Raw genomic sequence first — 26,222 nt, 5'->3', positions numbered from 1 at the left:
ATAATTTATTTTAATTTTATATTTATTTATTTATTAAGTAACACCACCGTCTCCACATGCCCCGTCTGAGGGAACATATCCACCGCTCTTATTTTTTCCACTTCATATCCCGCTTCGATAAAGAAAGGTAAATCCCTGATTAGAGATGTGGCTTTACAGCTTACGTATACGAACTTATCGGGCTTAAAAGAAATAATTTTATCTATTGCCTTTGGATGAATTCCAGCACGTGGAGGATCCAAAATTATAAGGTCGGATTTTACATCTATTTTATCTACTTCTTCGAGAACATCTCCGCAAATAAATTTACAGTTGTCTATACCGTTGAGCTGTGCATTTATCTTTGCCGCGTCAATAGCTTCTTTGACTATTTCTATCCCGTAGACTTCTCTTGCTTTGTCGCTTAAAATCTGAGTTATCGTTCCGGTTCCGCAGTATAAATCCAAAATCACATCATTATCTTCTTCGCCTATAAAATCTTTGACTACGGAGTATAGCACTTCACTTCCTAAAGTATTGGTCTGAAAGAATGAAAATGCAGAAATCTTAAAATCAAGTCCCAAGCATTTTTCCATTATATAATCTTTTCCATAAATTAGTTTTACTTTATCTGCTATTACGGCATCGGAAAAAGAGTCATTTATAGTATGAAGAATTCCGACTATTTCTCCGTCTAAATTTAAATCAAGAAGCAAATCTTTGTACTCGTTTATATTTATTTTTTCCTGTGATGTGGTAACTAGATTCACAAGTATCTGCCCGGTATACATAGCTTTCCTGATAACCAAATGGCGAAGTGTACCCTCTTTTGAAAATTTATTGTAATGCTTTATTTTCTTATCGGTAAAATATTTTAGCGTCATATTTAGTATACTTCTGTAATCTTTATCAACTATATGACAGTTATCGGTTGAGACTATATTATGATGTTTTCCCTTTTCATGCATACCAAGGCAAAGTGGACCGTCCTTTTCCATATCCCCGAAAGAAAACTCCATCTTATTACGATACTCCGTATCTTTCGGAGAAGAAAGGATAGGAAGAAACTCTTTGTATTCAATTCCCGTCTTATCGAATAAGCCTTTTATATAATCTTCTTTAAACTCAAGCTGTTTTTCGTAAGTTATATTTTGAAAAGAACATCCTCCGCAGACATTGAATTTATCGCACATAGGCTCTATTTCATAGTCCGCCTTTTTTATTATGCTGTTTATATTCCCTTCGGCTCTGTTCTTTCTTACTTTCTTTACGAACACTTCCGCAGTCTGCCCCGGTAGTCCTCCCTTTACAATAACTTTTTTATCCTCATAAAATCCCATGGATTTTTCCATAGAAATCTTTTCTGTTATATTAAGTTCAATAATATCTTTTTTCTTCATGTTTACCTCATTTAATTCAAATTCATTAATATATTTTACATTATAAGCAGAAAAAAGTAAAACTTTATAACAAAAAAACACAAGGGTCATCTCCCCTTGTGTTTTTTCTTCTTTTTCATCTGTCTGAGTTCAAAAAGTCTTTCTTCTTTTTGTTTTTTCTCTTCTCTGTTTTTACTCTTGACTTCAAGCTTTCTTTCTTCATACTGCTTTTTAAGTAAATCCTGAGATTTTGTAGAAATACTCTTCTTCTTCATTTCCTTACCGACCATACGCTTTAATCTTTTAGGGCTTAGTTCACTAATGTCTTTTTTAATATAAGTATCATCAGCCTTAATAAATTTAAGTTTGGAATAATTATTATTTAAATATTCCAATATTTCCCCGTCGGTCGGTTCTTTGCCGAAAGTCACTTTAACAACTTCCAGTCTCTTCTTGTATTTTCTTTCGATGACCCCCACGTAAAACGGATCTTCAAAGAAAACAGTAAGCTTTGATTTGACTTCATCCAAAGAAATCCCTCCTTAATTTGTATTAACAAAGAAGGGACAACCAAGGAGGCAGGTTACTTATAACTATAGTTACGTCCGGACTACCAACCGAACAGTGTTTTTATCTTTGCAACTTAAATATTATCCATTTATTTATGTAATGTCAAGATGAATATTATTCCCACCTAAAATACCTTATTGAAATTACACTGCATACTGTCATAATACCTACCATAATAATAAAAGGCAGTAATACATTTTGAAATTCCAAACCGAGCACAGCCGCTTTCAATATCTTTATCCCCTGTGTCAGAGGCAAAAAATTGACAACATCCTGCATGACTTTAGGCATTATTTCATAAGGAAGGGTTGCTCCGGAAAATATAAGCATAGGGAAATATAAGATGCTGGCAATTACCGAAGCCGTCTGAGTATTTGGAGCAATACCTCCTACCATTATCCCTATACTGAACATCGTAAACATCACAAGGGTAAATCCGCCAAGAAAAGCAAATATTGAGCCCTTGATTTCAAAGTCGAAGAACAGTGATGAACAAATATAAATCAGTATCAAGGATACAAAAGAATATATTACATAAATACTTACCTGCACCAGTAAAATAGTGACTTGACTTATGGGGGTTACTTTAAATCTCTTGAGTATCTTCTTATTCCTGTAATCTGAAATTACCAACGGAAGTCCCATCAATCCTCCGGCACATATCCCGATAGTAGAGATTGAACCGAAGGACTGTGATAAAAATGTATAATCAGCTCCCTCATAAGCCGGTTTATCTCCCAACACCAAACCCAAAACAACCAGTATAACAAGAGGCATGCATATTGAAAAAATAAACATATCCATTCCCCTTAATGATAATTGAAACTCCGTCTTGAGCATTTTACCAAATGTTTTCATGTTAATTCTCCTCCCCTGAATACCATAAATACGCATCTTCAAAATCTTCATAAGGACTGTTTTTAACGGCATCATCTACACTTCCGCTATAAACTTCCTTTCCGTTTTTTAGTATCAAAATATTATCACAAAGTTCTTCGACTTCATCCATAAAATGGGATGTAAGGAAAATCGTAAGTCCTTTTTTCTTTAAATCAAGAAGACATTTCCAAACATCTCTCCTCGCCTTTGTATCCAGTCCAGTGGTAAGTTCGTCTAAAAAAACCGCTTTAGGATCCGGTATCAGCGCCAAAACTATAAACAGCTTCTGTTTTTGACCTCCGGAAAGTTCGGCAATATAATTTTTCCTCTTATCATATAATCCGAACTCTTTTAAAAGGATATTATAATCCTTTGTATTTTTGTAAAGACTTTCTGTCTCTTCACAAAGTTCCCATACTTTTATCTTATCCGGATAATTTGTCTCCTGAAATTGAACTCCGACCGCTTCAAATATTTTCTTCCTCTCGCTTTTTGCTTCCATACCCAGAATAAACGCACTGCCGCTGTCCATGGGACGAGTACCCAGTATACATTCTATCGTAGTACTCTTACCCGCTCCGTTAGCACCTAGCAGTCCGAACACTTCTCCTTTTTTTACATCAAAGCTAAGACTTTTTACTACACTGACTCCGTTATAACTTTTGCTTAAATTTTTAACTTCAATAGTTTTTTCCAATATATATTTCCTCCTATATTTTTACAAAATAATAACACCATATAAAACTATGGTGTTAAAGTGGAGGGTTTTTTATATTCAGTTTTAAGTTTGATAATTTCCTTTTTTATAATCAACGCATTTTTCTTTGACTCACTCAAAGACTTAAGGAGTTTATCACAAGCTGTGATTATATCTTCATCGTTCTCTCTCATCCCTATTACTTCTTTTATATCTATATCAGGATCAGCAGACAGTTCATTAAGCATTCTTAAAATCGAAGACAAAGAATAATTTGCACATCTCAAGGTTCGAATTATTTTAAGTCTTTTTATATCTTCATCATTATATATCCTATATCCGTTTTCTTTCCTCTTTACCTTTATCAGTCCGTTCATTTCCCAGTTTCGCAAGGTATCTATGGAAATATCGAGAAGAGCGGATACTTCTTTTCTTTTTAGGACTTTTCCGCCTTCTTCATAGCCTTCTTTTAAAAGCTTATTGGTTATTCCAATGGCTTCTTCCGCATTTTTAATTTCCATATCTATCTGATTCAGATATTCTTTTACTAAAATTAATGATTTATCATAATTCATTTTGGCAGAAGTTTTTATGATTTCTATTGCTTTCTTCCTAAGACCATTTTGTAAAACCTCTATATTTAAAGCTCTTCTGGCAATTTTAAACTGTCTGATATGTAAATCCGTAAATACTCTATATCCGTTTTCGAGCCTGTTTACTTTAGGAATAAAGCCTATTTCTTCATAAAGCCTTACGGTATTCGGATGTATCCCAACTATTTTTGCAATCTCAGATGTTTTATAAATCTTCATTAATAACCTCCTTTTAGAACATTTTATCATCTATTCAAACTTAGGTGATATAGTGGAGGGTTTTAAATATCAAAGTATTTCGTCATAATCTTTTTTACATTCACTGCAAATCCTGTCATGAACGGATATTATCCCACCGCACTCACTGCACTTATATTTTTCTCTCTGTTCAAGGATAAATACTTCAATTCCTTTTTCTCTGACATTTAGGTTGTTTTCTATCAAACTTACCTTATATTTTTTATAGCTTCTCTCTAAATTTTTTATAAGTTTACATGGAAAATCACCGCATTCATAACAGTAAGAATATTCTTTTTCTTTTACACAATCTTTGATTTTACAAATTCTACAGTGGTTCGGTTTATACCTGTCCCCTTTTAAACAGCCATCGCATGCTCTTTTACTGAAACAGTGTCTGTAACAGACCATGCAGTTCATCCCGCATGGTGAAAACATTATTTCATCTAATACTTCATACATTTTCATAGCATAATCTCCTTTAGCGAATTATATCATAAAACAAATAAAATAAAAAAAGGTGCGATATTAAATCACACCTTAATAATTATTAATTTTCAAATTTACCGAGGAATTCTTTCATCCTTAAATTTTTAGAAGCAAAGACTTCGTCAGGGCTTCCCTGTTCAACTATATATCCATTTTCCATAAATATTATATAGTCTGCAACATTCTTTGCAAAATTCATCTCATGAGTAACTATGACCATGGTCATGTCCTCTGCCGCCAAGTCCTTTATGACTTTGAGTATCTCTCCCGTAAGCTCGGGATCCAAAGCCGATGTCGGTTCATCAAAAAACAAAATGTCGGGGTTCATGGCAAGCGCCCTTGCAATAGATACCCTCTGCTGCTGTCCGCCTGACAATTCGCAGGGATAAGCATTCTCTTTATCTTCAAGACCCATTTTTTTAAGAAGCGACTTTGCTTCTTTATAGACTTCGTCTTTATCTCTCTTCTGAACTTTTAAAGGAGCATTTACTATATTCTTCATAACAGTATGATGAGGGAATAAATTGAAATTTTGGAATACAAGTCCGTAACTTCCCTGATAATTTATCTCTCCGCTGTCTTTTGTTTCAAGGTTAGTCGCACACCTTAAAAGAGTGGATTTACCGGACCCCGAAGGACCGATTATACAAAGAACCTCACCCTTTTCTACTTTTAGAGAAATATCTTTTAATACTTCTACATCATCAAAACTCTTTTTAATATTTTTCATTTCAAGTAAACTCATGATATTCCTCCTTATTTATAATAGCTTAACTTCTTTTCTATACCTTCCATTATAAAGGCAACGATGAAGTTAAATATGTAATAGAACAGTCCCGCAGCAATAAAAGCAGCAACCGAAGACTGTGCAGCAGCGATTTGTTTCGCCATAGTAAACATTTCGGGTATCGCTATGACGAAAGATAATGAAGTATCCTTTACCAAAGTTATGACTTCGTTTGTCGTAGCGGGAAGGATCCTCTTTATTACCTGTGGGAATATGATAATAAAGAAGGTCTGAAACTTATTATATCCGAGTAATTTTGCGGCTTCATACTGTCCGTCGGGCATAGATTCTATACCTCCTCTGTATATTTCCGCAAAATAAGCAGCATAGTTCACGGCAAATCCTATAAGTACCGCAACCATTCTATAACTGCTGGAAATCTGCATACCGAATATATAATACGGTCCCCAAAATACAACCATAAGCTGTAACATAAGGGGGGTTCCTCTCATTATAGATATATAAATTTTAAACAGCCACCTTATAGGTGCTATTTTTGACATCCTTCCAAAGGCAACTATCAGCCCAAGAGGAAGGGAAAAAAGCAAGGTAAGCACAAATATTTCTATAGATGTTACCATACCGCTGCTTAAATCGGTAAACATTGCTCCTAAATTCATACAGTTATACTCCTAAATACTTTTTCAAGCTTATTTATTACTCTTCTACATACGTCTATTATAAATGCTTTAAAAATCATATTTTTCATAATTACACTATTTAAATTATAATATTTTTTATATTGATAAGTCCATTATCTAAGCCAAATCACCATAAAACAAAAAATATTAAAACCCTATCCCATAACAAATTTCACCCAAACAATTTAATAGTACTTATAAAAAACAACACTCATCATGCCAAATCCATAACTAATTCTCAATTAAATAAATAACAAAAGCAAATTTATAATTCTTCACTTTTATATAAACTCGTAATATACTTTAAATATAAATACTCAATATATGTAAATTTTTTATTCTCTTTTTATTATCGTTATATTTAACTTTTAATAGATATCTGTTAAATATAAATTTAATCATTTATATTCTTTTTATGTTATTAAAATAACACATATATAAACTATTTACCGATACAAAGTGAACCCGGAACACCGAAGTCTGCATATTTATCTGCAATCTTATTTACTGTTCCGTCTTTAGCCATTTCATCCAAAGTTTTTTGTACTTTATCTCTAAGTTCGGTATTACCTTTTTTGAAACCGACCGCATATTTTTCTGAAGAAATAACTTCATCAAGTACCATAAAATCAGAAGCATTCTTTCTTGAATTTATTTGATAATTTGCAACGCCTATATCCATTGCTATAGCATCACATGCACCTGATTCAAGATCCATAAATGCAGAATTATAATCCGCAACTTCGGTCAAAGTAGCAAAAGTAGAAGCCAGTTTCTTTTGATCTCCCTGTAGTGCAGCAAGTGCAGAAGAATCTTTTTGAGTTTCTACAGTTTTACCTTTAAGACCTTTGAAATTTTTGATCCCTGTTTTCTTATTTACTACTATTATTTGCTTATTATCTATGTATGGTTTTGTCCATGTATAATCATCTTCTCTTCCGTTCATTGTAAATCCGTTCCAAATACAATCAATCGTTCCGGAATCGATTTCCATATCCTTTGAATCCCAGTCAACAGGTTGTTTTTTCAGCGTCCAACCGTTACGATCACAAACTTCCTGAGCTAAATCAAGGTCAAAACCTATATAGTTTCCGTCATCATCTTTATAACCGTATGGAGGGAATTCCGCATCGAATCCTACCACAAATGTTTTGTCATCATTTTTTGCATTTTCGTCTTTGCTTCCGCATCCGAATAAAGTAAGTCCGGCTACCATGAATAAAGCAAGTACCAAAGCTAATTTCTTTTTCATAATCTTAATATCCTTTCACCCTTAAAATTTTATACGCCTAAAATACTTAAGCTCTTTTATATTAGCATAATCTCACATTTTTTTCAATATTCAAAATATTTATTAAATTAAAGTTTTGATATATATAAAAAAAGAAGATAACTTTAAAGTTACCTTCTTTCAATCTACCACAAATAATCTAAATTATTTATTGAATTTTTTCTTTTTTAAAAGAATATACATAACGGTTAAAGCCGAAATTGAAGAAACTGTAAATAGAAAATGCCATAAGCCGAGATTTCCTTCATCTGCTGTTTTTACTGATTTAACATTATCTTTATTACTTGAAGAATCTTCTTTCTCAGAGGAATGACCTACAGAATCTGAACTGTTTTTTATAGATTTTTCTTCCGATACAGAAGAAGTTTCATTACCATCATTTTTATCGGTTACTGCAGAATCGTCACTTTCGTTTTTATCTATACTACTTGTCCCTTTGTTACCGGTATTGTCACAAGAAGTATCACTGTTTTTATCACTATCAATATTGCCATTAGTATTTGTATTATTCTCAGCATCGTCCAACGCTATAACGTAAGGCGAAAATCCACTGACGTCTATAGAAACTTTACCGTCTTCTACTGTTGATTTATAAGTTTCTGTAAAAGTAATACCATCGTTTTCCTTATAATGAAGAATTATTACATCTTCTCCGTTATATTTTTCATCTACATTAAAACCAAGCTTGATACTTTTACCTTCTGATAATTCATTGCTTAAAGATATATCATAAACACCAAGTATAGTATTACCTTTTACTTGTTCGATTAATTCATCATAATTTTCATTATCCTTACCGATCTCTTTTACAGATAAATCAGTGTTCTCAGGAAGTAATCCTTCAACCCATATACCATTTTTATCATCTTCAAGCTTTTGACTTTTATCTTCAGTAACATTTTCATCGGGATTTTCTATATCACTTCCCCCTTGTTCATTGTTATCAGAAGGGTCTTTATCAGGATCGGTAACTTCCGGAGTATCATCCTTTACTTTTACGTTTACTGTTGCTGCGGCACTTTTTGAAGTATCAATAGTGGAAGTAGCTTTAACAGTAAGAGTTTCAGCACTTTCATCTTTTGAAATACTTAACGATCCCACACTGCTTATTTTCGTATCACTGCTATTTTGTCCGCTTACACTCCATTTTACACTTTGGGAAGGATTTCCTTCACCAGTTACAGAAACTCCAAAAGTCATGCTGTCTCCTCTGTATAAATCTATTTTAGAAGGATTTACAGATACTTTATCGACAGTAACTTTAATATTTTCTTTTACGATTATCTTTTGAGTTGCACTCTTGGTAACACCGTCATATGTATATTTAATTGTAATACTAGTCGTACCTGCACTCAAAGTATCCGTAGAATACTTGATACTCTTGGTTACATCGCTTGTTGAACCGTCGCTCCATTTAGCCTTTACCACCATACCCGAAGCATCAAATTTTTCACCTTCATTATAAGAGATTTTATTCGGAGGAGTCGTTATTGAAATTGAAGACAGAGATTTAGCCGCCTCTTCTATTTCATCTCCCTTATGTACGATTTTTACATAATCAGATGATATATATGCATACATATTATCATAATCGTATTTTCCGGATGTACTCAAATCAGTTCTTCCGGAATTTAATACTGCATCACTTTGTATTTTATAGAAGGAGTTTACAGCTTTTGTATTTAAAAGCAAAACTGCATAATTTGAATGTGTACCAGTATTATAAAGTATCTTAGAACTTGATGAAGTACTCGCACTATTTCTTACATTAACACTGTTATGAGTTGTGCATATCGTATCCTTTATCCCTATCGTATATTTTCCGTAATCTTTATTACTACCGTTTTTATCCAATGTCCAAGCAAGATTTGCAGCTTTTTCTCCCCAATAAGGGTCAGAAGCATAACTTACGTTAATACCGCTTCCTTTATTACCCAAAAACCCTCCCTTACTTCTCCAATCAGAAGGGTCTAAATATCCTTTAGACATATAAGATTCAGCAAATTGTTTAATACATTCATCTATACTTGCGTATGTATTGGCACTGGTTCCGGGAGATGAGTCCACTGCATTAAGGCCAAAAAGATTATTCTTATCTTTACATATAGAGCTTGTTCCCCAAGCACTTTCATTTCCCGCTACTCCTGCCATAACAAGAGCGTTTACACCATATTCATTTTGATACTTAATAAAGGTAGATGCGGTATTCTTCATCTTGGAAGAAGAACTTACTTTATTATTTATCAATGTATTAAAAGCACTGCTGCTATAATTGATCTTACTTCTAAGAGGAAGATACTGGTAATAATTATAATAAGGATCATCCTTATTTACAGAATTAGAACGAGTATTATTTTGATAATCAGAAATCATTTTGCTGTAACCGGTATAAAAATAATGTCCGTCATAACTATAATACGTAGTTGAACTCTTTAAATATGAAGGCGCAGGTCCGTTATCAAGAGACGTAGCATGTCCCGGTGTTGTCATATCCTGAGTAATATAATGAAGAAGTCTTCCTGATGATACTTTATAACAGCTTGAAGATTCTACACTTGAAAAATCTACTATCTGCACTTGATCTGCATTAACTTGACCAACCACACCGGAAAGCATAAATTTGACCTTGCCGCCACTCGTTCCCAGATACGCAGCATCTGCTCCGTAAGCACCGTTGGTATAACCTGATACCCCGGTGGAAACTTCGGTATAACTTGTTGTTGCATTTCCTTTGGTTCTAAAATTAACAATTTTATCAGATGTACTTCTTGAACTGTAAGAAGAAATATTTTTCTTATTTACTTTTCCATCAGAGTTATCTTCAATATCAAAAACATTTCCATTTTCATCCATACCGGTTATCTCTTCCAAACGATTTGGATTTTCATCTTTAAGAATAGACTCTGAAGCTTGGACTTCCGAATAATTTCCAAGCCCTAATACCAACGAAAAACATAATGGAATAGTAATAATAAATCCAGCAATTTTTTTTAATTTTGTCAATGTACTACCTCCTGCTAAAACAACTAAAATTCGACATATTTATGATTTAAATATACCAATTTTTACATGAATTATCAATTATATACATAAAAAATCACATAACTATCATCAAAAACACTATATTTTCAGAATATATAACTTTAGCATGTAATATTTTTAGTATAATTGATACACAAATATCTTTATATGAAAAACACATTTATTATCGAATATTTCCAAATATTTCATATACATAGATAAAATTAGATTTATTAAATTCATATGTATTTAAGGACTTTTCGGTAACAAAAAAGACACCTATATAGGTGTCTTTAAACAATTTACTTAAGCATTGGCATTTTTTCTCTTAAAGAAATATAATACACAAATCATTAAGATTATACCTACAGGAAGTGATATCAATGCACTTTGTGTAAATCCTGCCACTATGTAAGTTACAAAAGATATTACAGCCGCAGTAATAGCATAAGGAAGCTGGGTGGATACATGGTTGACGTGATTACACCTAGCCCCGGCTGACGCCATGATAGTAGTATCTGAAATAGGAGAACAGTGGTCTCCGCATACTGCACCTGCCATACAAGCAGAAATGGAAATAATCATAAGTGTAGGATTATTTGCAAATACATCAACGACTATAGGTATCAATATACCAAATGTTCCCCATGAAGTACCTGTCGCAAAAGCAAGGAAACAGCCAACCAAGAATATGATTGCAGGAAGGAAATTCATAAATCCTTTAGCACTGTGCTGAACAAAGTCTGCAACGAATACACCGGCTCCCAAGCTGTCTGTCATAGCCTTTAATGACCATGCAAATGTTAAAATCAAGATTGCAGGAACCATAGCTTTAAATCCTTCCGGTATACAATCCATGCATTCTCTGAAATTAAGTACTTTTCTGAATACATATAAAGCAATGGTTATTACAAGAGCAAACATACTTCCAAGAGATAATCCTACCGAAGCGTCACTGTTAGAGAAAGACTCTACAAAGCTTGTACCTTCAAAGAAGCCTCCGCTGTAAATCATCCCAATCAAACAGCAGACAATTAGAGTCAAAACAGGTATCACAAGGTCGATTACTCTACCTTTTTCATTTACTTCGTCCTCAACTTCATCGACATATCCGGAATTTAATATAGAATGCAAATCTCCCTTTGAAGCATTATCTTCATGCTTCTTCATTGAACCAAAGTCCACTTTCATAAGTACCAAGCTGATCATCATTACTATAGTAAGAAGTGCATAAAAGTTATATGGAATTGCCTTTATAAATATGGAAAAGCCGTCTGCACCTTTTACAAAACCCGTAACTGCTGCCGCCCAGGAAGAAATAGGAGCAATTATACAAACAGGTGCTGCGGTAGCATCTATAAGATATGCAAGTTTTGCACGGGAAACTTTATGTTTATCCGTAATAGGACGCATAACGCTGCCGACTGTCAAACAGTTAAAATAATCGTCTACGAATATGAGTACCCCAAGTGCGATTGTTGCAAGCTGTGCGCCTACTCTGGTTTTGATGTGTTTACTTGCCCAGTTACCGAATGCGGCGGAACCGCCCGCCTTGTTCATGAGTGCAACCATTGCACCGAGAATTACAAGGAATATCAATATCCCCACATTGTAACTATCCGATAATACTTTGACTATCCCGTCATTAAGTATGTGTGTTACAGTTCCTTCAAATTGTCCTCCTGCGTAAAACACTCCTCCGATTAAAATACCTATAAACAGAGAACTGTAAACTTCTTTGGTGATCAAAGCAAGTATGATCGCAATAAGAGGAGGAAGTAATGACCATATAGTAGCGTACATAGCCGGTTTTGCCTCACTTGCTTCGGCACCTAAAATCGGAAAAGCCAGCATTATAATAAAAATAAAACTAGCAAGACCGGTATAGATCTTTTTCTTTGATGATTTCATATTAAACCCCTTTAATTTTTATACTTTGCAGCATTACGTTCATGAATTATCTTAATTAAAAAATAAAGACATATAAAAATCATTTTTAGTCAAACGCTGCCAACAACTAAAAAAGCCATAAATGACATACAAAAAAGTAAAACGCATTTATGGCAATTATTTGCTTTAGGATAGCGCTCCACATCTTTGTGACAGTACATTACATATTCTATAATATACCAGGACTTATTTCTTCGGTAAAAATAACCCCTTCGGCAGTATCCCCTTTCTTATATAAAATTACCGCAATTCCATTATATAATACTGATGAACACCGCACCTCTATCATTTTACACTTACTATTAATTTTTACCATGTTTATCGATTATTGTCAAGTTTTAAATGATTATGGTACTTAATATAAGTATCATTTACAATTAATTAAAAAATAAGAGGCATGATACCTCTTATTTTAATATTTCATTCATAGCAGACATTAGCTTATTGATGTCAAAAGGTTTGGTTATATGAGCATTCATTCCCGCTTCTTTTGCTTTTCTTATATCATCGCTGAAAGCATCTGCCGTCATTGCGATTATAGGAACTGTTTTACTGTCAGATCTTCCTGCATTTCTGATTTTTTCCGTGGCTTCATATCCGTTCATTATCGGCATCCTGATATCCATTATTATCAAATCATAATAATTCTCTTTTTTCATGATATATTTTTCATAAGCCTCTTTCCCATTCTCTGCCTTTTCTATACTCGCCCCGGTGTAACCGATTATTTCAAAAGCTATATCCATATTTAGTTTATTATCCTCTACAATAAGGATTTTCTTACCTTTAAAATCGTAATTTTTATTATCTACACTATCCTTTTTAACTGTTTTACTTTTCATATCAGACTGAGGCTTTAGATGAAGAACAACAGTGAATTCACTTCCAATATTAAGCTTACTCTTAACATAAATTTCGCCGTTCATCATATCAACTATATTCTTTACGATAGACATACCAAGACCGGTTCCCTCTACATTTTTAATAACTGATTCTTCGGACCTTGCAAAAGGTGTGAATATTTTACTTATGAACTCATCGCTCATCCCGATACCGTTATCTGTAAATCTAAATTCATAACTGTAATAATTTTTATACTCGGGCTCTATTTCTTTAATCAAAATATCTATTTTTCCATTTTCGGGAGTAAACTTAACCGCATTGCTTAATATATTTAAAAATACTTGATTGATACGAAGAACATCCCCAAGAACAAAAGCATGGGGCATCTCTTTTTTCAATTCAACGGCTATATGCTTATCCCTTGCAGCCGGTAAAATAATATTTAATACATCGTCGATAATATCATCCAAATCCAAAGGCTCTTCATTTAACGTTACTTTCCCGCTTTCGATCTTAGACATATCAAGCACATCATTTATTAAATCAAGCAAATGATTGGAAGAAGACGCAATCTTATCCAAACAATCATCAAGCTTTTCAGCGTTATCCTTATTGTTTTTAGCGATGACCGTCATTCCCATTATTGCATTCATAGGAGTCCTTATGTCATGAGACATGCTGGATAAGAAATCCGTCTTTGCATTATTAGCATTCCTTGCCATTTCATAGGCGTCTTTCAAAGCCTGATTATGAGCCTCCTGCTTAGTTTTGATATCACTTACATTCCTCATGGTAACCGTAACCATATACGGTTTATCATCTTTTATTTCAGATAGTATATAACCTACCCTGCTCCATATCTTTTTACCGTTATAATTACATTGATATTCTATTTCAAGTACTCCCTCATGTTCGATTAAAGCTTTTATAAAGTTCTTTTTATCCAGCAATTCAAGTAAATCTTTTTGCTCATCTTCAGATACATTTTCTTTAATAAAACAATCCGCATACTCAAAGAAATTATTTATAATATCAAAGTCACTGTCGTATTCATCTTTGATTTTAACTTTTACACATTGCTCACTTTCCAAATTAAGCTCAAACACAGCGTAGTACATATCACTGAGTGAATTTATCAGCCTAACTCTATCATGTTCAGCCTCTTTTAAAGTCTTGATATTTTCTATGTCACTTTCCGTAAACAGCTCTTCCAGTTCTTTTTTACTGTTATATAAATTTACAAAAGGAATATATATAAGTATATCAATGACTATCAGGGCAATTTGAAGTATGATACCATTAACACTTTGAGTAGAAAGGTATCCGCTTACCAATATAGGACAAGCCCAGTTTACATTTTGTGTGATTACGGGAATAAATCCTATAATGGTTGCAAAATAGCTAATTACTAAATTTACTACGGGAGCAATCAGGAAAGGAATACAAAATATAGGATTAAAAATAACGGGAACACCGTAAGTTATGATTTCATTTATATTGAAAAGAGAAGGTATAAATCCGAATTTTGATATTTTATGAACATTTTCTTTCTTTTTATTGATTATTAAAAATATTATTACAAGTGCTAAAGTAGCACCGCAGCCTCCAATATTAACAAAAGAATTCAAGAACACAGTATTGACAATTTCATGCGGTACAAGTCCATTGGACAAAGCCTGAATATTTAAATTTAATAAATCATTCAAATAAACATCATTTACTTGGTATAGTAAATACGTCCCATGAACTCCGAAAAACCAAAGAGACTGTATCATAAGCATATATACAATACCTTGAATAAGCTTATGGACCCCTATCAGCTGAAAAAAATCATATAATAAATCAGCTAAGATATTTTGAAGACTTCCGCCGCTTAAAGCAAAAATGATATAACTGAACACCGCAAATATAATAAGTATTATCGCTATCGGAAATATGGAAATTATCATTTTATTCAAAATAAAAGAGTTATCGCTGTCTTTTATTTTTAAAATATTAAGCCTGTTGATTTTGTCAAACAACTTCACAGATACAACAGCGGATAATATAGCCGAAAAAGTCCCCGGAGCACCTAAATATGAAATATCAAAGTTTTCACTTGATACTCCAAGCATAAGAAAAAAAGAAGCACAAGCTGCGAATGGAATAAAGCTTTTGCCGTTTTTAATATTTAAAATTTCCGCATAAGACCAGGATATGGAAAAAACCAGTAATATAGAAAAATATGATGTAGTTGCAGAATTTAATAAAGTTACTATATCAAATAAAAATCTAATATTTGCGCTTTGGAGCCAAGCTTGATAAGCGGGAATAGGAATAGATAGTATAACAGATGAAAATGAATATACCATTATTATAGGTATCATAAATATAAAACCACGTCTAATGGCTTGGATAAACTTGACTTGTTCGAACTTTTCAGCTAAATAAAGAAGTTTGTTTTTCAGTGCCTGCATCTTCATGAGTTGATATCCCCTTTTTTATATAAAGTAATTATAACATATGAAATATTCTAAGTAAAAGAAAAAATGAGCTCTATCATTAACTTATACCATTATGAACACTAAAAACAAAGAAAAAACATAGATAATGATATTTATTTACTATATATCATATAAAACAAAAGTCCGAACTTAAATTCGGACTTTTATAAATTTACTTTGTATCAGATATGATTTTATAAAATTCATCTACATTAAAAGGTTTAGAGAGGAAAGCATTCATACCTGCGTTTAATGCATTTTTTCTGTCTTCTTCAAAAGTATTGGCAGTCATTGCGATTATAGGGATTTGTTTTGCATAATCACTATCAATACTTCTGATTTCTTTTGTGGTCATAATCCCATCTTTTTTAGGCATTTTTATATCCATTAAAATCATATCATAATGATTATCTTCACTATCTTTAAACATTTTGACAGCTTCTTCACCGTTAGAAGCCCTGTCAACCTTTATATTATTCATTTCAAGAAGTGAAATAACTATTTCCGCATTCAAATCATTGTCTTCGGCAATAAGTATCCTCTTATCTTCCAATTTTGAAATATCATTATTTGATATTTCTTCTTCTACATCTTTTTCATTAACAATAGGCAGATTTAATGTAAAATAAAAATCGGAACCTTCTCCCTCTTTACTTTCCACCTTAAGCTCTCCGTCCATAAGTGTAACCAAATGATTACATATAAATAATCCGAGTCCCGTACCGGCTTCATTATTATAATTTATAGAGACCTGTTCAAAAGCATCAAATATTTTATTTAATTTATCTTCTTTGATACCTATACCATTATCTTTTATGCTAAAGAATACATCAGATGTATTATCCTCTTTAACTTCTTCTCTGATAGTTAAAATTATTTCTCCGTTTTCTTCGGTGAATTTAAAGGCATTGGAAACTATATTTGAGATGATTTGTTTAATCCTTACACTATCACCCATAAAATATTTATTCTTAAGTTCAATATCAAAAGTAAATTTAATATTCTTCTCTTCTTTTTTAGATATAAATAATTCATCTATATCCTTTGTAACCTTAAACATATCAAAACACTGATTGTTGATTATCATTTTATAATTTTGAATTTTAGACATGTCAAGGATATCATTTACCAAAGACAGCAAGAATTGCGCGGATGAATCGATTTTCGCTAAATTCTTTTTTAAATGTTCGGGTAAATCTTTATTCATCATATTGATATTTGTAAGACCTATGATTGCATTTATAGGTGTTCTTATCTCATGAGACATCAACGAAAGGAATTCCGACTTAGCTTTAGATGAAGCTTCCGCTTCTTCCACTTTGACTTGCATTATATTATTTCTCATCTTGAACCAAATAAACAATATTACTATTATCGATATCAAAACTATAAATCCTACGATAATTACAATGACCAAAGTTGGATTAGAATAATAATATGATTTAAAGCTCACTTTATTTTCCCCTATGGAAACCATATTATCTTTCTTTATATTCCCTGCCTCCGCTTCGGAAATATTATTTACAGTCTTATTTAAAACATTATATAATTCGGGATCAGAACCCTTTTTTAAGGCTAAAGATAGTCCCGGCTGAGCATTTTCACTGGAAGTATATATAACATTAGGATAATAGTTTTTCAAATATAAACTTTCCATGATAGAAGACGGCATTATTGTTTGGCTTACCTCGCCCTTATTTACCGCATCCAAACAATCTTCAAAACTATCATAATACTCCAGCTTTATTTTTTTATCAGTAGAATTTGTATTTCCGCCTTTTATAACGGCTTGAGTTATGTTTTCCAACTCAGTATCAGCATTTTTATTTTTAAGTATTACCCCGTCAATATTTATATATGACTTTGTGAGGATTAAATTTTGTTGATCGGCAAAATAACTGTCATCAAAGAAACCTCCGAGGATATCCGCCTTTCCATCCTTTACAAGATTTATTGCATCCTCATAAGTTTTAGCTGTTACGTAGGTAAACTTAAGTCCGCTTTTTTTAGATATCAGTTTTATGATATCCGGTATTATTCCATTTACTTCTTTGTCTTTATAACTTATGGGATATAATTCTTCGGATACTGCAACCTTGATTTCTCCCGCATTTTTTATAAATGATAAATCACTTTTAGAAAAGCTTATCGTGTTGATATACTGTTCCGGAAAATATTTATTATAAAGTTCGTCAGCAAAATTAGGGTTTGCGGCATAAATCTCTTCCATTGCATTACTGAGCTCTTTGCATATTTCTTTTTGTTTGGATGAAGTAACTATATAATAAGGATCTGCCGCAAATTTAGCCGCTACATTATAATGATCTTTCATGTAAACATCTGAGCCAAGCATCAAATCGACTTCTTTATTTTCAAGACAGGATTCATATTTATCAACCCCTAAATATTTTATCTTACATTTTATATTATTTGAATCAAGAAATATCTTAAGTCTTTCTATTTTATAATCAGCTTTTTCATAAACACCTATAGTTTTGCCGTTCAGAGTTCTAAGGTCAAAACTTTTTATGCTTTCATCATCTTTTGGATAAATGAGGAGTGAATAATTGCTTCCCATAGAATATTTAGGATAAGAAAAATATTTTTCCAATTCCTTTTGATATAACATTCCGCCCATTATATCATATTTACCCTTCATCATCCCGCTCAAAAGTGTATCTGCATCCCCTGTAACAAATTCATACTCCAAGCCGGTATATTTGGATATCTCCATTAACCATTCGTATACACTCCCTCCGTATGAACCGTCCTCATAAACTTCATTTATACCCGGACTTTCAGGAAATGCTACCTTTAATACTTTTGCCTCTTTAGCAAAAACATTTGTGGGTATATATAAAATTAATAATGATATAATTACTGCAAGAATTCCAATTCCTATTTTCTTACACAAATGTCTCATAAAATAATCCTATCCTTAAATCTATTTATTACATCAATAATAACATAATATTTAACATAAGACAAAGTTTTAATTATAAAAAAATAGAGCCAAATCAAGACTCTATTTATATTTTTAATCATGCTTTTTTATATATATCAAAACAGCTAATATTATTACAAGAGAAGCAATACCGATTCCGGCATACAAAAAAATATTATTACTATCACTTGTATCTACTATATTGGTCTTATCCGATGAATTGTTATTAACATTTGATTTTGTATTATCTGTATTTTCGCTGTTATCAGAAACAGATACACCTTTATTGCTGCTAGGTTTAAACACAGCTTTGATACTATGATTTTTATCTATATCTTTAAACGTATATTTTTCTGCTGCTTTAATTTTTTTACCGTCTATAAGGATATAATCTACTTCATAACACTTATCCGGACTTATATAAAAAGTCTTATTATCACCTTTTTTGACTTCTATATTTCCCAAAGGAGAAATAGAACCATGTTTCGATGATGAAGCTTTTACCATAAATTTTGATACTGCTTCACTATCCTTATAAGATAGGGCATATACAGAGAATTTATCACTGCTTACTGTTATGGTGTTTTCTATATCATCCTCATCTTTTAAAATATCAACACTATGAGTACCGCCTTCTTCATGAAGCCTTACTATAAAGAATGCTCTAAATGTACCATTACTCGATAATATATCCTTAGGTATATCAAAACTTAGTTTGATCGGATAACTTAAATTTGATATTACAATAGATTTATTATTGCCCCCTGAGGATATTACTTCTTTCTTAACACTTATATCAAAATAGTTTGAAATATCTATATCTTTTACAGTTTTGTTTATTATATTTTCATAACTGTTATTTGAGTTTATATTTTTAATGTCCAAACACAATTTAATTTTTGTATCGGGGTCATCTCTTATTATTTTAATATCATCAGAAGTTAAATTGTCGAGAAGTATAGAGCTATTATTTACATTTATCGATTGATTTTCACCAGTAACTTCCAAGTCTATCTGAGGAACCTTAGATAAAGCTTCACATAAATCCTGCTTGTTTTCATAAGTCACATTTTCTTTTGAACTGTTATCCAAAGTTTCGTAGTTTTCTTTGATATCTAAAATATCATCGATTTCTTCGGCTGTCAAATTTTTATCATCACTTACGGAAGGAAGAGTATTTATCATATCTTCGACATCATCGGGAGTAATCTTTTCAAAACTTACTTTTATATCATAAGACTTTTGTATATCCTTTAATGTATATTTATTATCTTTAACATCAGAGGTAATATCTTTATCATCTAATTTCAAACTTCCGACTTTATATCCTTTATCGGGAGTAAATGTCATGGTAAAATCATTTCCCTGAGTAACAGTCGCGTCTCCTGCAGGAGAAACCTTGCCATGTTCACCGGATGAAATATTTAACATAAAATCCTTTTTATCTATGCCTTCTATTTTAGAACTCCCCGTTACGGTTTTATAATTAGATATACCATTAGGATTATTTTCGGGAGTATACGTCCATTTATATTCGTTTGTACCTTCTTTTAAAGTCTGTCCCTCATCCCAGCTTATAACTCCCTTGGTATCGGTATCACCGAGACTTATTTCCGGTAAATCCTTTGTAACAGTCATATCAACTTTATTATTAAAAACCGGATTAACAGTCGGTTCCGCTTGTTTTAAAAGCACCGCAAAGGTATGCGTTTGTGTATTGAAAGGTTTGGCACTGGTTCCATCTACCAAGCAAGTCTGAATAGTAACATCACATGCAATGGCGTATCGTGGTTCTCTAACGTCGGTTATGGAAAATTCATTTTTATCAAATCCTTTAAGATCGGCTGAAGATGTACCGATAGTTGCATATCTCCAAGTATAGTAAAATACCACATCCCCGCTTTTTGCTTCCGATATAGGTTTATATAAAGGATGCGATGCTGTTACTTTCATAGTATGGGCCTTACCGTCATATACCAAATCGATATCATCGCTGAAAGAAAAAGTCGGATCGGCTAAAGGTTCTATTGCATAGAGAGTAGAAGATGTGACTTTGGTACTTACTTTTACCCCTTCCAAAGCAGTAGAAGAAAATGCCCACTTTTTATTTTCATTTCCTATTACCTTAGGAAGTTCATATGAAGTATCTGTTACGTAACTATCATCATCATTTCTTACAAAGTTTAAAGCATGATTGTACAGTCTTTCTATACTGTTATAATTCCAACCGTTTCCGTCATCAAACTTCAGGGTTACAGGATAACCTAATTTTGGCTTATCCGAGCTATTAAGTATATTATATAAGTTTGTGTAATTGGAAGAACTGCAAACAATAGCAGTTAAATTGCTGCTGCTTGAAAATGTACTAGAAACTATATAATCACTTAAAGCAGAATATGCATTATCTGGTATATATACTGTCGTAAGTTTCGTTGAAGCAAAAGCATTTGCTCCAATAGTTTGCACAGTATCAGGTATTTTTAATACTCCCGTCAAACCGCAATATCTAAAAGCAGAATTATTGATTTTAGTTAGACTGTTCTTTGGGAATGTAACATTAGCAAGTGCATTTTGATACGAAAAAGCAGTCGCATCTATTATGGTTACACCTTCGGGAATTACAACACTCGTAAATCCGTTATAACTATTAGACTGTCTGAATGCACTGTTATTTATCGCAGTGACCCCGCTTGGGATTACAAGCTCTCCGGTAAAGCCCGAGTTACTGAAAGCATAATTTGAAATAACATTTAAGCTATTTGATAAACTCAAACTTCCCTTCATCGATGAACATCCGCTGAATGCATAAGTACCGATAGAAGTAACGGAATTTGGTATCACCAGTGAACCTGAAATACTTTTACAGCCGTCAAAAGCATGGTCGGATATTGTAGTTAAAGTATTTGGAAGTACTATACTTCCTTCCATTATTGAATTATTATAAAATGCCCACTGACCTATACTTTTCAGACTCGCACATTTAGATAAATCAAGATAAGTAAAAGCATAATCAGATTTGGAAGGGATGTTAAAAGCATTATCACCTATTGAAGTGACATCCACACCGTTTATGCTTCCGGGTATTTCAAGTCTTATATTCAGTTTTTGTTCATCACTTAAACCGGCTATATAACTGCTTTTAAGCCCTGTTATTTTTCCGGATGAAAAATTATAATCGCTTTCACTCGGAACTGCATAATCATTTATAGACATCAAAGAATTCTTCTTTGTTTTATTTTCTTTTTTTATAACATTATTATCATCAGCCTTTTTCGGCTCTTGGGATATAGCCTCCTCTGCTGATTTATTATTGTTCTCTTCTATTATATCTTTATCATTATTATTAGTTATTTCGTCCTTATTTTTATTTTCATTGATGTCATTTGGTGGTGAAGATATATCACTCTTTTGTTCTGTGGTACTATCATTTGTTTTTATATCATCATTAACTAAGCTTTCCGCAAAAATAGGTGTAACATTTACGCTAACAAAAAATAACGCAGTTAATATCATACCTAAAAGCTTCTTAATATAAGTATTCATTTGTATATCCCCTTAATTCAATCGTATCTCAGTTACATAATTATAACATTTACAGTGAAAATAATCAAATACATAACCCATAATCGATTAGCAATTTATACCATATTATGCATATTCGATAAAAAGGTTGAATAACTTATAAATTACTTATTTTTATTATATTTTATATATAATAATGCTTATTATATTATAATCAAAAGAAAGCTGTTTTTCTAAAATGCAAAAGAATAACAGCAAGATTTATGACATATTTTTATATTTTATATATTAATATAATAAACGAGGTAAATAAAATGATAAATAATATTGAAGTAATAAAACAAGTAATAGGATATATAGAAGAAAATTTAGATAAAGAAAAACTTGATCTTGATAGTATTTCTAAAGCAGTAAACTATTCAAAATATCACCTCCACAGGATTTTTTCCTTTTTATCAGGTTTAACAGTACATGAATATATAATAAGAAGAAGGCTTACAAAAGCTGCAGCATTACTGGTAAATACCGATAGACCAATTATAGAAATTGCTTTAAATGCGGGATATGAAACCCAGCGTTCTTTTTCAAAAGCTTTTAAAAATCTCTATGGACAAACTCCCAAGGTCTATAGGAATAATAAAGAACACTTTCCTATTCAGTTAAAATATGATATCGATAATGATGATAAAATACCGGTAGATATTATATTAAAAATAGAAAGAAAATATATTGATAATGTTAATCTTATAGGATATGAGGAAAACACGAAAAAAGGATTTAAAATAATTGGAAAGTGCTGGAGGAGACTTCACCAAAACAAAGGACAAATAGAAAATAGGATCGATTTTGATTATCTTATAGGAATAAATGATTATACTAATTTTGAAAAAACAGAAAATATGACTGATTTCAAATACTTTGCGGGAGCAGAAGTAAAGGATATAAATAAAATCCCAAAAGGAATGACAGTAAAGAATATCAAAAAAAGCAAGTATATCGAGTTTACACTGAGAGGTAAAAACGAAGACAGCATGGAACCGGTGTTTGATTATATATATAAAAAATGGCTTCCAAAATCAACATGCATTTTAAATGAAGAAAATCTATATGACATAATAAAATACAATGAACATCAGGATGAAAAAGGAGAAAATCATATAGAAGTCCTCATCCCCATATTATAGCCCCATAAATACAAACTATTAAATAACACAAAAAAGACGTTTCATAAGAAACGTCTTTTAAAAATCTATTTGTTTTTCTTATCGTTTTTAATTCTTGCCTGAGCAGCAGCAAGTCTTGCGATAGGAACTCTGTATGGAGAACATGATACATAATCAAGTCCTACACTGTCAAAGAATTCGATACTCGCAGGGTCCCCGCCCTGTTCACCGCATATACCGCAGTGAAGTTCTGGATTTACGCTCTTACCTTTTTTAACAGCCATATCAACAAGCTGACCGACACCTTCGGTATCTATAGTAGCAAATGGGTCTTTAGGGAAAATACCTTTTTCAAGATATTCTTTTATGTAAACACCCGCATCGTCTCTACTGAAACCATATGTCATTTGTGTTAAATCATTGGTTCCGAATGAGTAGAACTCAGCTACTTTCGCAAGCTGATCTGAAGTTAATGCAGCCCTTGGTATCTCAATCATAGTACCTACTTTATAGTCTATCCTGATACCATTTTCTTTGAATAATTCATTTACTGTTTCTCTTATTTTATCTACTACATATTTAAGTTCCAAATAACTTCCTGCCAAAGGAACCATGATTTCAGGAGTTATATCAAGTCCGTCTTCCTGTTTTGCTTCTATAGCAGCCATGATTATAGCCTTAGTCTGCATAGCAGCTATTTCAGGATATGTAACGGCAAGTCTGCAGCCTCTATGCCCTAACATTGGGTTTAATTCATGAAGTTCATTTACTCTTGCCGATAATTCTTCATAAGTCATATCCATATCTCTTGCAAGCTGTTTTATATCGTCGTCTTCCTTAGGAAGGAATTCATGAAGAGGCGGATCTAGAAGTCTTATAACAACCGGCTTTCCGCCCATTGCTTTGAATAGACCTTTAAAGTCGTTTTTCTGCATTGGAAGGATTTTAGATAATGCTTCTTCCCTTTGCATCAATGTCTTAGAACAAATCATCTTTCTGAATGCAAAGATCCTGTCAGCTTCGAAGAACATATGCTCTGTTCTGCAAAGACCGATACCTTCCGCGCCGAAGTTAGCCGCTACGGTAGCATCTTTTACTGTATCAGCATTTGTTCTCACCCCAAGTCTTCTGACTTCATCAGCCCAAGACATGATTTTATTAAAGTCTTCGGATAAAACAGCGTCGACTGTTTTTATCTTACCTTCGTATACATTACCCGTAGAACCGTTTATAGATAAATAATATCCTTCATAGAATAATCTTCCGCCGATTTCAACGTATTTTTCTTCTTCGTTTACATGTGCTGCTTCACAGCCGGCAACACAGCACTTACCCATGCCTCTTGCAACAACGGCTGCATGAGATGTCATACCGCCTGTAGCGGTCAAAATACCGTTAGCGGAATTCATACCTTCGATATCTTCCGGAGATGTTTCTTTTCTTACAAGTAATACTTCTTCTCCTCTTTCTTTTGCTTCAACAGCGTCTTCGGCAGAGAAATAAATCTTACCGCAGCCTGCACCAGGAGAAGCAGGAAGACCGTTAGTAAGAGGGATTGCTTTAGCAAGTTCTTCAGGGTCAAAACCTCTATGTAATAATTGATTTAAAGTAGTAGGGTCTAATCTAAGCAAAGCTTCTTCTTTTGTGATAAGACCTTCTTCTTCCATATCTACCGCAACTTTCAAAGAAGCCTGAGCTGTTCTCTTTCCCGAACGAGTCTGTAGGAAATAAAGCTTTCCTTCTTCGATAGTAAATTCAATATCCTGCATATCAAGATAATGATTTTCAAGTAAGTTACAAGCGTTTACAAATTGTTCGTAAACTTCCGGCATTACATCATTCAAAGTTTCGATATGCTGAGGAGTTCTTATACCCGCAACAACATCTTCACCCTGTGCATTCATAAGGAATTCACCGAATATCTTATTTTCACCGGTAGCAGGATTTCTCGTAAACGCAACCCCCGTACCTGATGTTTGACCCATATTACCGTAAACCATTGATTGAACGTTTACAGCAGTACCGATACGATTTGGTATATCATTTAATTTCCTGTAAGCTATAGCTCTAGGATTGTTCCAAGATTTAAATATAGCTTCAACAGCTGCCATTAATTGTTCCCTTGGATCATCAGGGAATTTATATCCTTTTTGGTCTAAGAATAAATCTTTATATTGTTTTACGATTTGTTTTAAATCAAAAGCGGTAAGCTCGGTGTCGTATTTATACCCCTGCTGTTTCTTTCTGCTTTCCAATATATCTTCGAAAAGATTTCTATTCATACCAAGTGCAACATCACAAAACATTTGTATAAAACGTCTGTAACTGTCATATGCAAATCTTTCGTTGCCTGTCTTCTTAGCCAAAGCTTCAACCGTTACATCATTAAGTCCCAAATTCAGGATCGTATCCAGCATCCCCGGCATGGAAATTTTTGCTCCCGAACGTACAGATACCAATAATGGATTATCAGTCCCGCCAAATTTCTTTCCCGTGATTTGTTCTAGTTCAGCCAGTTTTTGATAAATTTGGTCAACTATTTCCTTATCGATTTCACATCCTGTTTTATAATAATCAATACAAGCCTCCGTAGTGATTGTGATACCTTGTGGTACGGGAAGTCCTATATTGGTCATTTCAGCCAGATTGGCTCCCTTTCCGCCAAGTAAATCTCTTTGGCTTGCGTCGCCTTCTTTGAAGGCATAAACAAATTTTTTAGCACACATTTTTTACCATCCTCCTTATAAAATGTTA

At 32.8% G+C, this 26,222-nt stretch carries 16 protein-coding genes and 1 riboswitch; of the genes, 1 reads left to right on the top strand and 15 read right to left on the bottom strand.

From position 1 onward, the window contains the following. Positions 1 to 26: 26 nt before the first annotated feature. From rlmD to Q0516_RS10455, 14 genes are all read right to left on the bottom strand, one after another. On the bottom strand, positions 27 to 1,379 hold the full coding sequence (gene rlmD, locus Q0516_RS10520; protein WP_294467331.1) for a 23S rRNA (uracil(1939)-C(5))-methyltransferase RlmD: 1,353 nt from the start codon (positions 1,377 to 1,379) through the stop codon (positions 27 to 29). An 86-nt stretch (positions 1,380 to 1,465) separates the two neighbouring features. Continuing rightward, the gene (locus Q0516_RS10515) at positions 1,466 to 1,888 is read right to left on the bottom strand and encodes a YjdF family protein (protein ID WP_294467329.1); all 423 of its coding nucleotides are present in this window, start codon (positions 1,886 to 1,888) and stop codon (positions 1,466 to 1,468) included. Positions 1,889 to 2,042: 154 nt separating this feature from the next. After that, the gene (locus tag Q0516_RS10510; RefSeq protein ID WP_294467327.1) at positions 2,043 to 2,786 is read right to left on the bottom strand and encodes an ABC transporter permease; all 744 of its coding nucleotides are present in this window, start codon (positions 2,784 to 2,786) and stop codon (positions 2,043 to 2,045) included. 1 nt (position 2,787) lies between these two features. Continuing rightward, a complete protein-coding gene (locus Q0516_RS10505) occupies positions 2,788 to 3,504 on the bottom strand; it encodes an ABC transporter ATP-binding protein (RefSeq protein ID WP_257479869.1) in 717 nt (238 codons plus the stop codon). Positions 3,505 to 3,551: 47 nt separating this feature from the next. After that, positions 3,552 to 4,316: a MerR family transcriptional regulator gene (locus Q0516_RS10500; protein WP_294467322.1), complete on the bottom strand. Its 765-nt coding sequence runs from the start codon at positions 4,314 to 4,316 to the stop codon at positions 3,552 to 3,554. 69 nt (positions 4,317 to 4,385) lie between these two features. Next, complete coding sequence (locus Q0516_RS10495; RefSeq protein ID WP_294467320.1) at positions 4,386 to 4,802, bottom strand: DUF3795 domain-containing protein; 417 nt, start codon at positions 4,800 to 4,802, stop codon at positions 4,386 to 4,388. An 82-nt stretch (positions 4,803 to 4,884) separates the two neighbouring features. Then, positions 4,885 to 5,568, bottom strand: a complete 684-nt coding sequence (locus Q0516_RS10490; protein ID WP_257479866.1) for an amino acid ABC transporter ATP-binding protein — start codon at positions 5,566 to 5,568, stop codon at positions 4,885 to 4,887. Between the two features lie 11 nt (positions 5,569 to 5,579). Then, on the bottom strand, positions 5,580 to 6,230 hold the full coding sequence (locus tag Q0516_RS10485) for an amino acid ABC transporter permease (protein ID WP_257479865.1): 651 nt from the start codon (positions 6,228 to 6,230) through the stop codon (positions 5,580 to 5,582). A gap of 463 nt (positions 6,231 to 6,693) precedes the next feature. Then, positions 6,694 to 7,503, bottom strand: coding sequence for an amino acid ABC transporter substrate-binding protein (locus Q0516_RS10480; RefSeq protein WP_294467316.1), 810 nt, complete (start codon positions 7,501 to 7,503; stop codon positions 6,694 to 6,696). Positions 7,504 to 7,686: 183 nt separating this feature from the next. Continuing rightward, on the bottom strand, positions 7,687 to 10,545 hold the full coding sequence (locus tag Q0516_RS10475; RefSeq protein WP_294467315.1) for a glucosaminidase domain-containing protein: 2,859 nt from the start codon (positions 10,543 to 10,545) through the stop codon (positions 7,687 to 7,689). A 324-nt stretch (positions 10,546 to 10,869) separates the two neighbouring features. Beyond that, complete coding sequence (locus Q0516_RS10470) at positions 10,870 to 12,474, bottom strand: Na+/H+ antiporter NhaC family protein (protein WP_257479863.1); 1,605 nt, start codon at positions 12,472 to 12,474, stop codon at positions 10,870 to 10,872. Between the two features lie 163 nt (positions 12,475 to 12,637). Then, positions 12,638 to 12,806: riboswitch (Lysine riboswitch) on the bottom strand. Positions 12,807 to 12,920: 114 nt separating this feature from the next. Further along, positions 12,921 to 15,818: a PTS transporter subunit EIIC gene (locus tag Q0516_RS10465; protein WP_294467312.1), complete on the bottom strand. Its 2,898-nt coding sequence runs from the start codon at positions 15,816 to 15,818 to the stop codon at positions 12,921 to 12,923. 193 nt (positions 15,819 to 16,011) lie between these two features. Next, positions 16,012 to 18,762, bottom strand: a complete 2,751-nt coding sequence (locus tag Q0516_RS10460) for a transporter substrate-binding domain-containing protein (RefSeq protein ID WP_294467307.1) — start codon at positions 18,760 to 18,762, stop codon at positions 16,012 to 16,014. Positions 18,763 to 18,876: 114 nt separating this feature from the next. Then, the gene (locus Q0516_RS10455; protein ID WP_294467303.1) at positions 18,877 to 22,326 is read right to left on the bottom strand and encodes a leucine-rich repeat domain-containing protein; all 3,450 of its coding nucleotides are present in this window, start codon (positions 22,324 to 22,326) and stop codon (positions 18,877 to 18,879) included. Positions 22,327 to 22,619: 293 nt separating this feature from the next. Between Q0516_RS10455 and Q0516_RS10450 the strand changes: the two genes are divergently transcribed. Then, complete coding sequence (locus tag Q0516_RS10450; RefSeq protein WP_294467300.1) at positions 22,620 to 23,489, top strand: helix-turn-helix domain-containing protein; 870 nt, start codon at positions 22,620 to 22,622, stop codon at positions 23,487 to 23,489. A gap of 65 nt (positions 23,490 to 23,554) precedes the next feature. On the opposite strand, the gene ppdK is transcribed toward Q0516_RS10450, so the two are convergent. Next, complete coding sequence (gene ppdK, locus Q0516_RS10445; protein ID WP_257479858.1) at positions 23,555 to 26,194, bottom strand: pyruvate, phosphate dikinase; 2,640 nt, start codon at positions 26,192 to 26,194, stop codon at positions 23,555 to 23,557. Positions 26,195 to 26,222 lie beyond the last annotated feature (28 nt).

This window comes from uncultured Anaerofustis sp., from assembly GCF_938029165.1.
GTDB lineage: Bacteria > Bacillota > Clostridia > Eubacteriales > Anaerofustaceae > Anaerofustis.
Note: the sequence above shows the minus strand (reverse complement) of the source record. Positions and strands in the feature narration are given on the sequence as shown.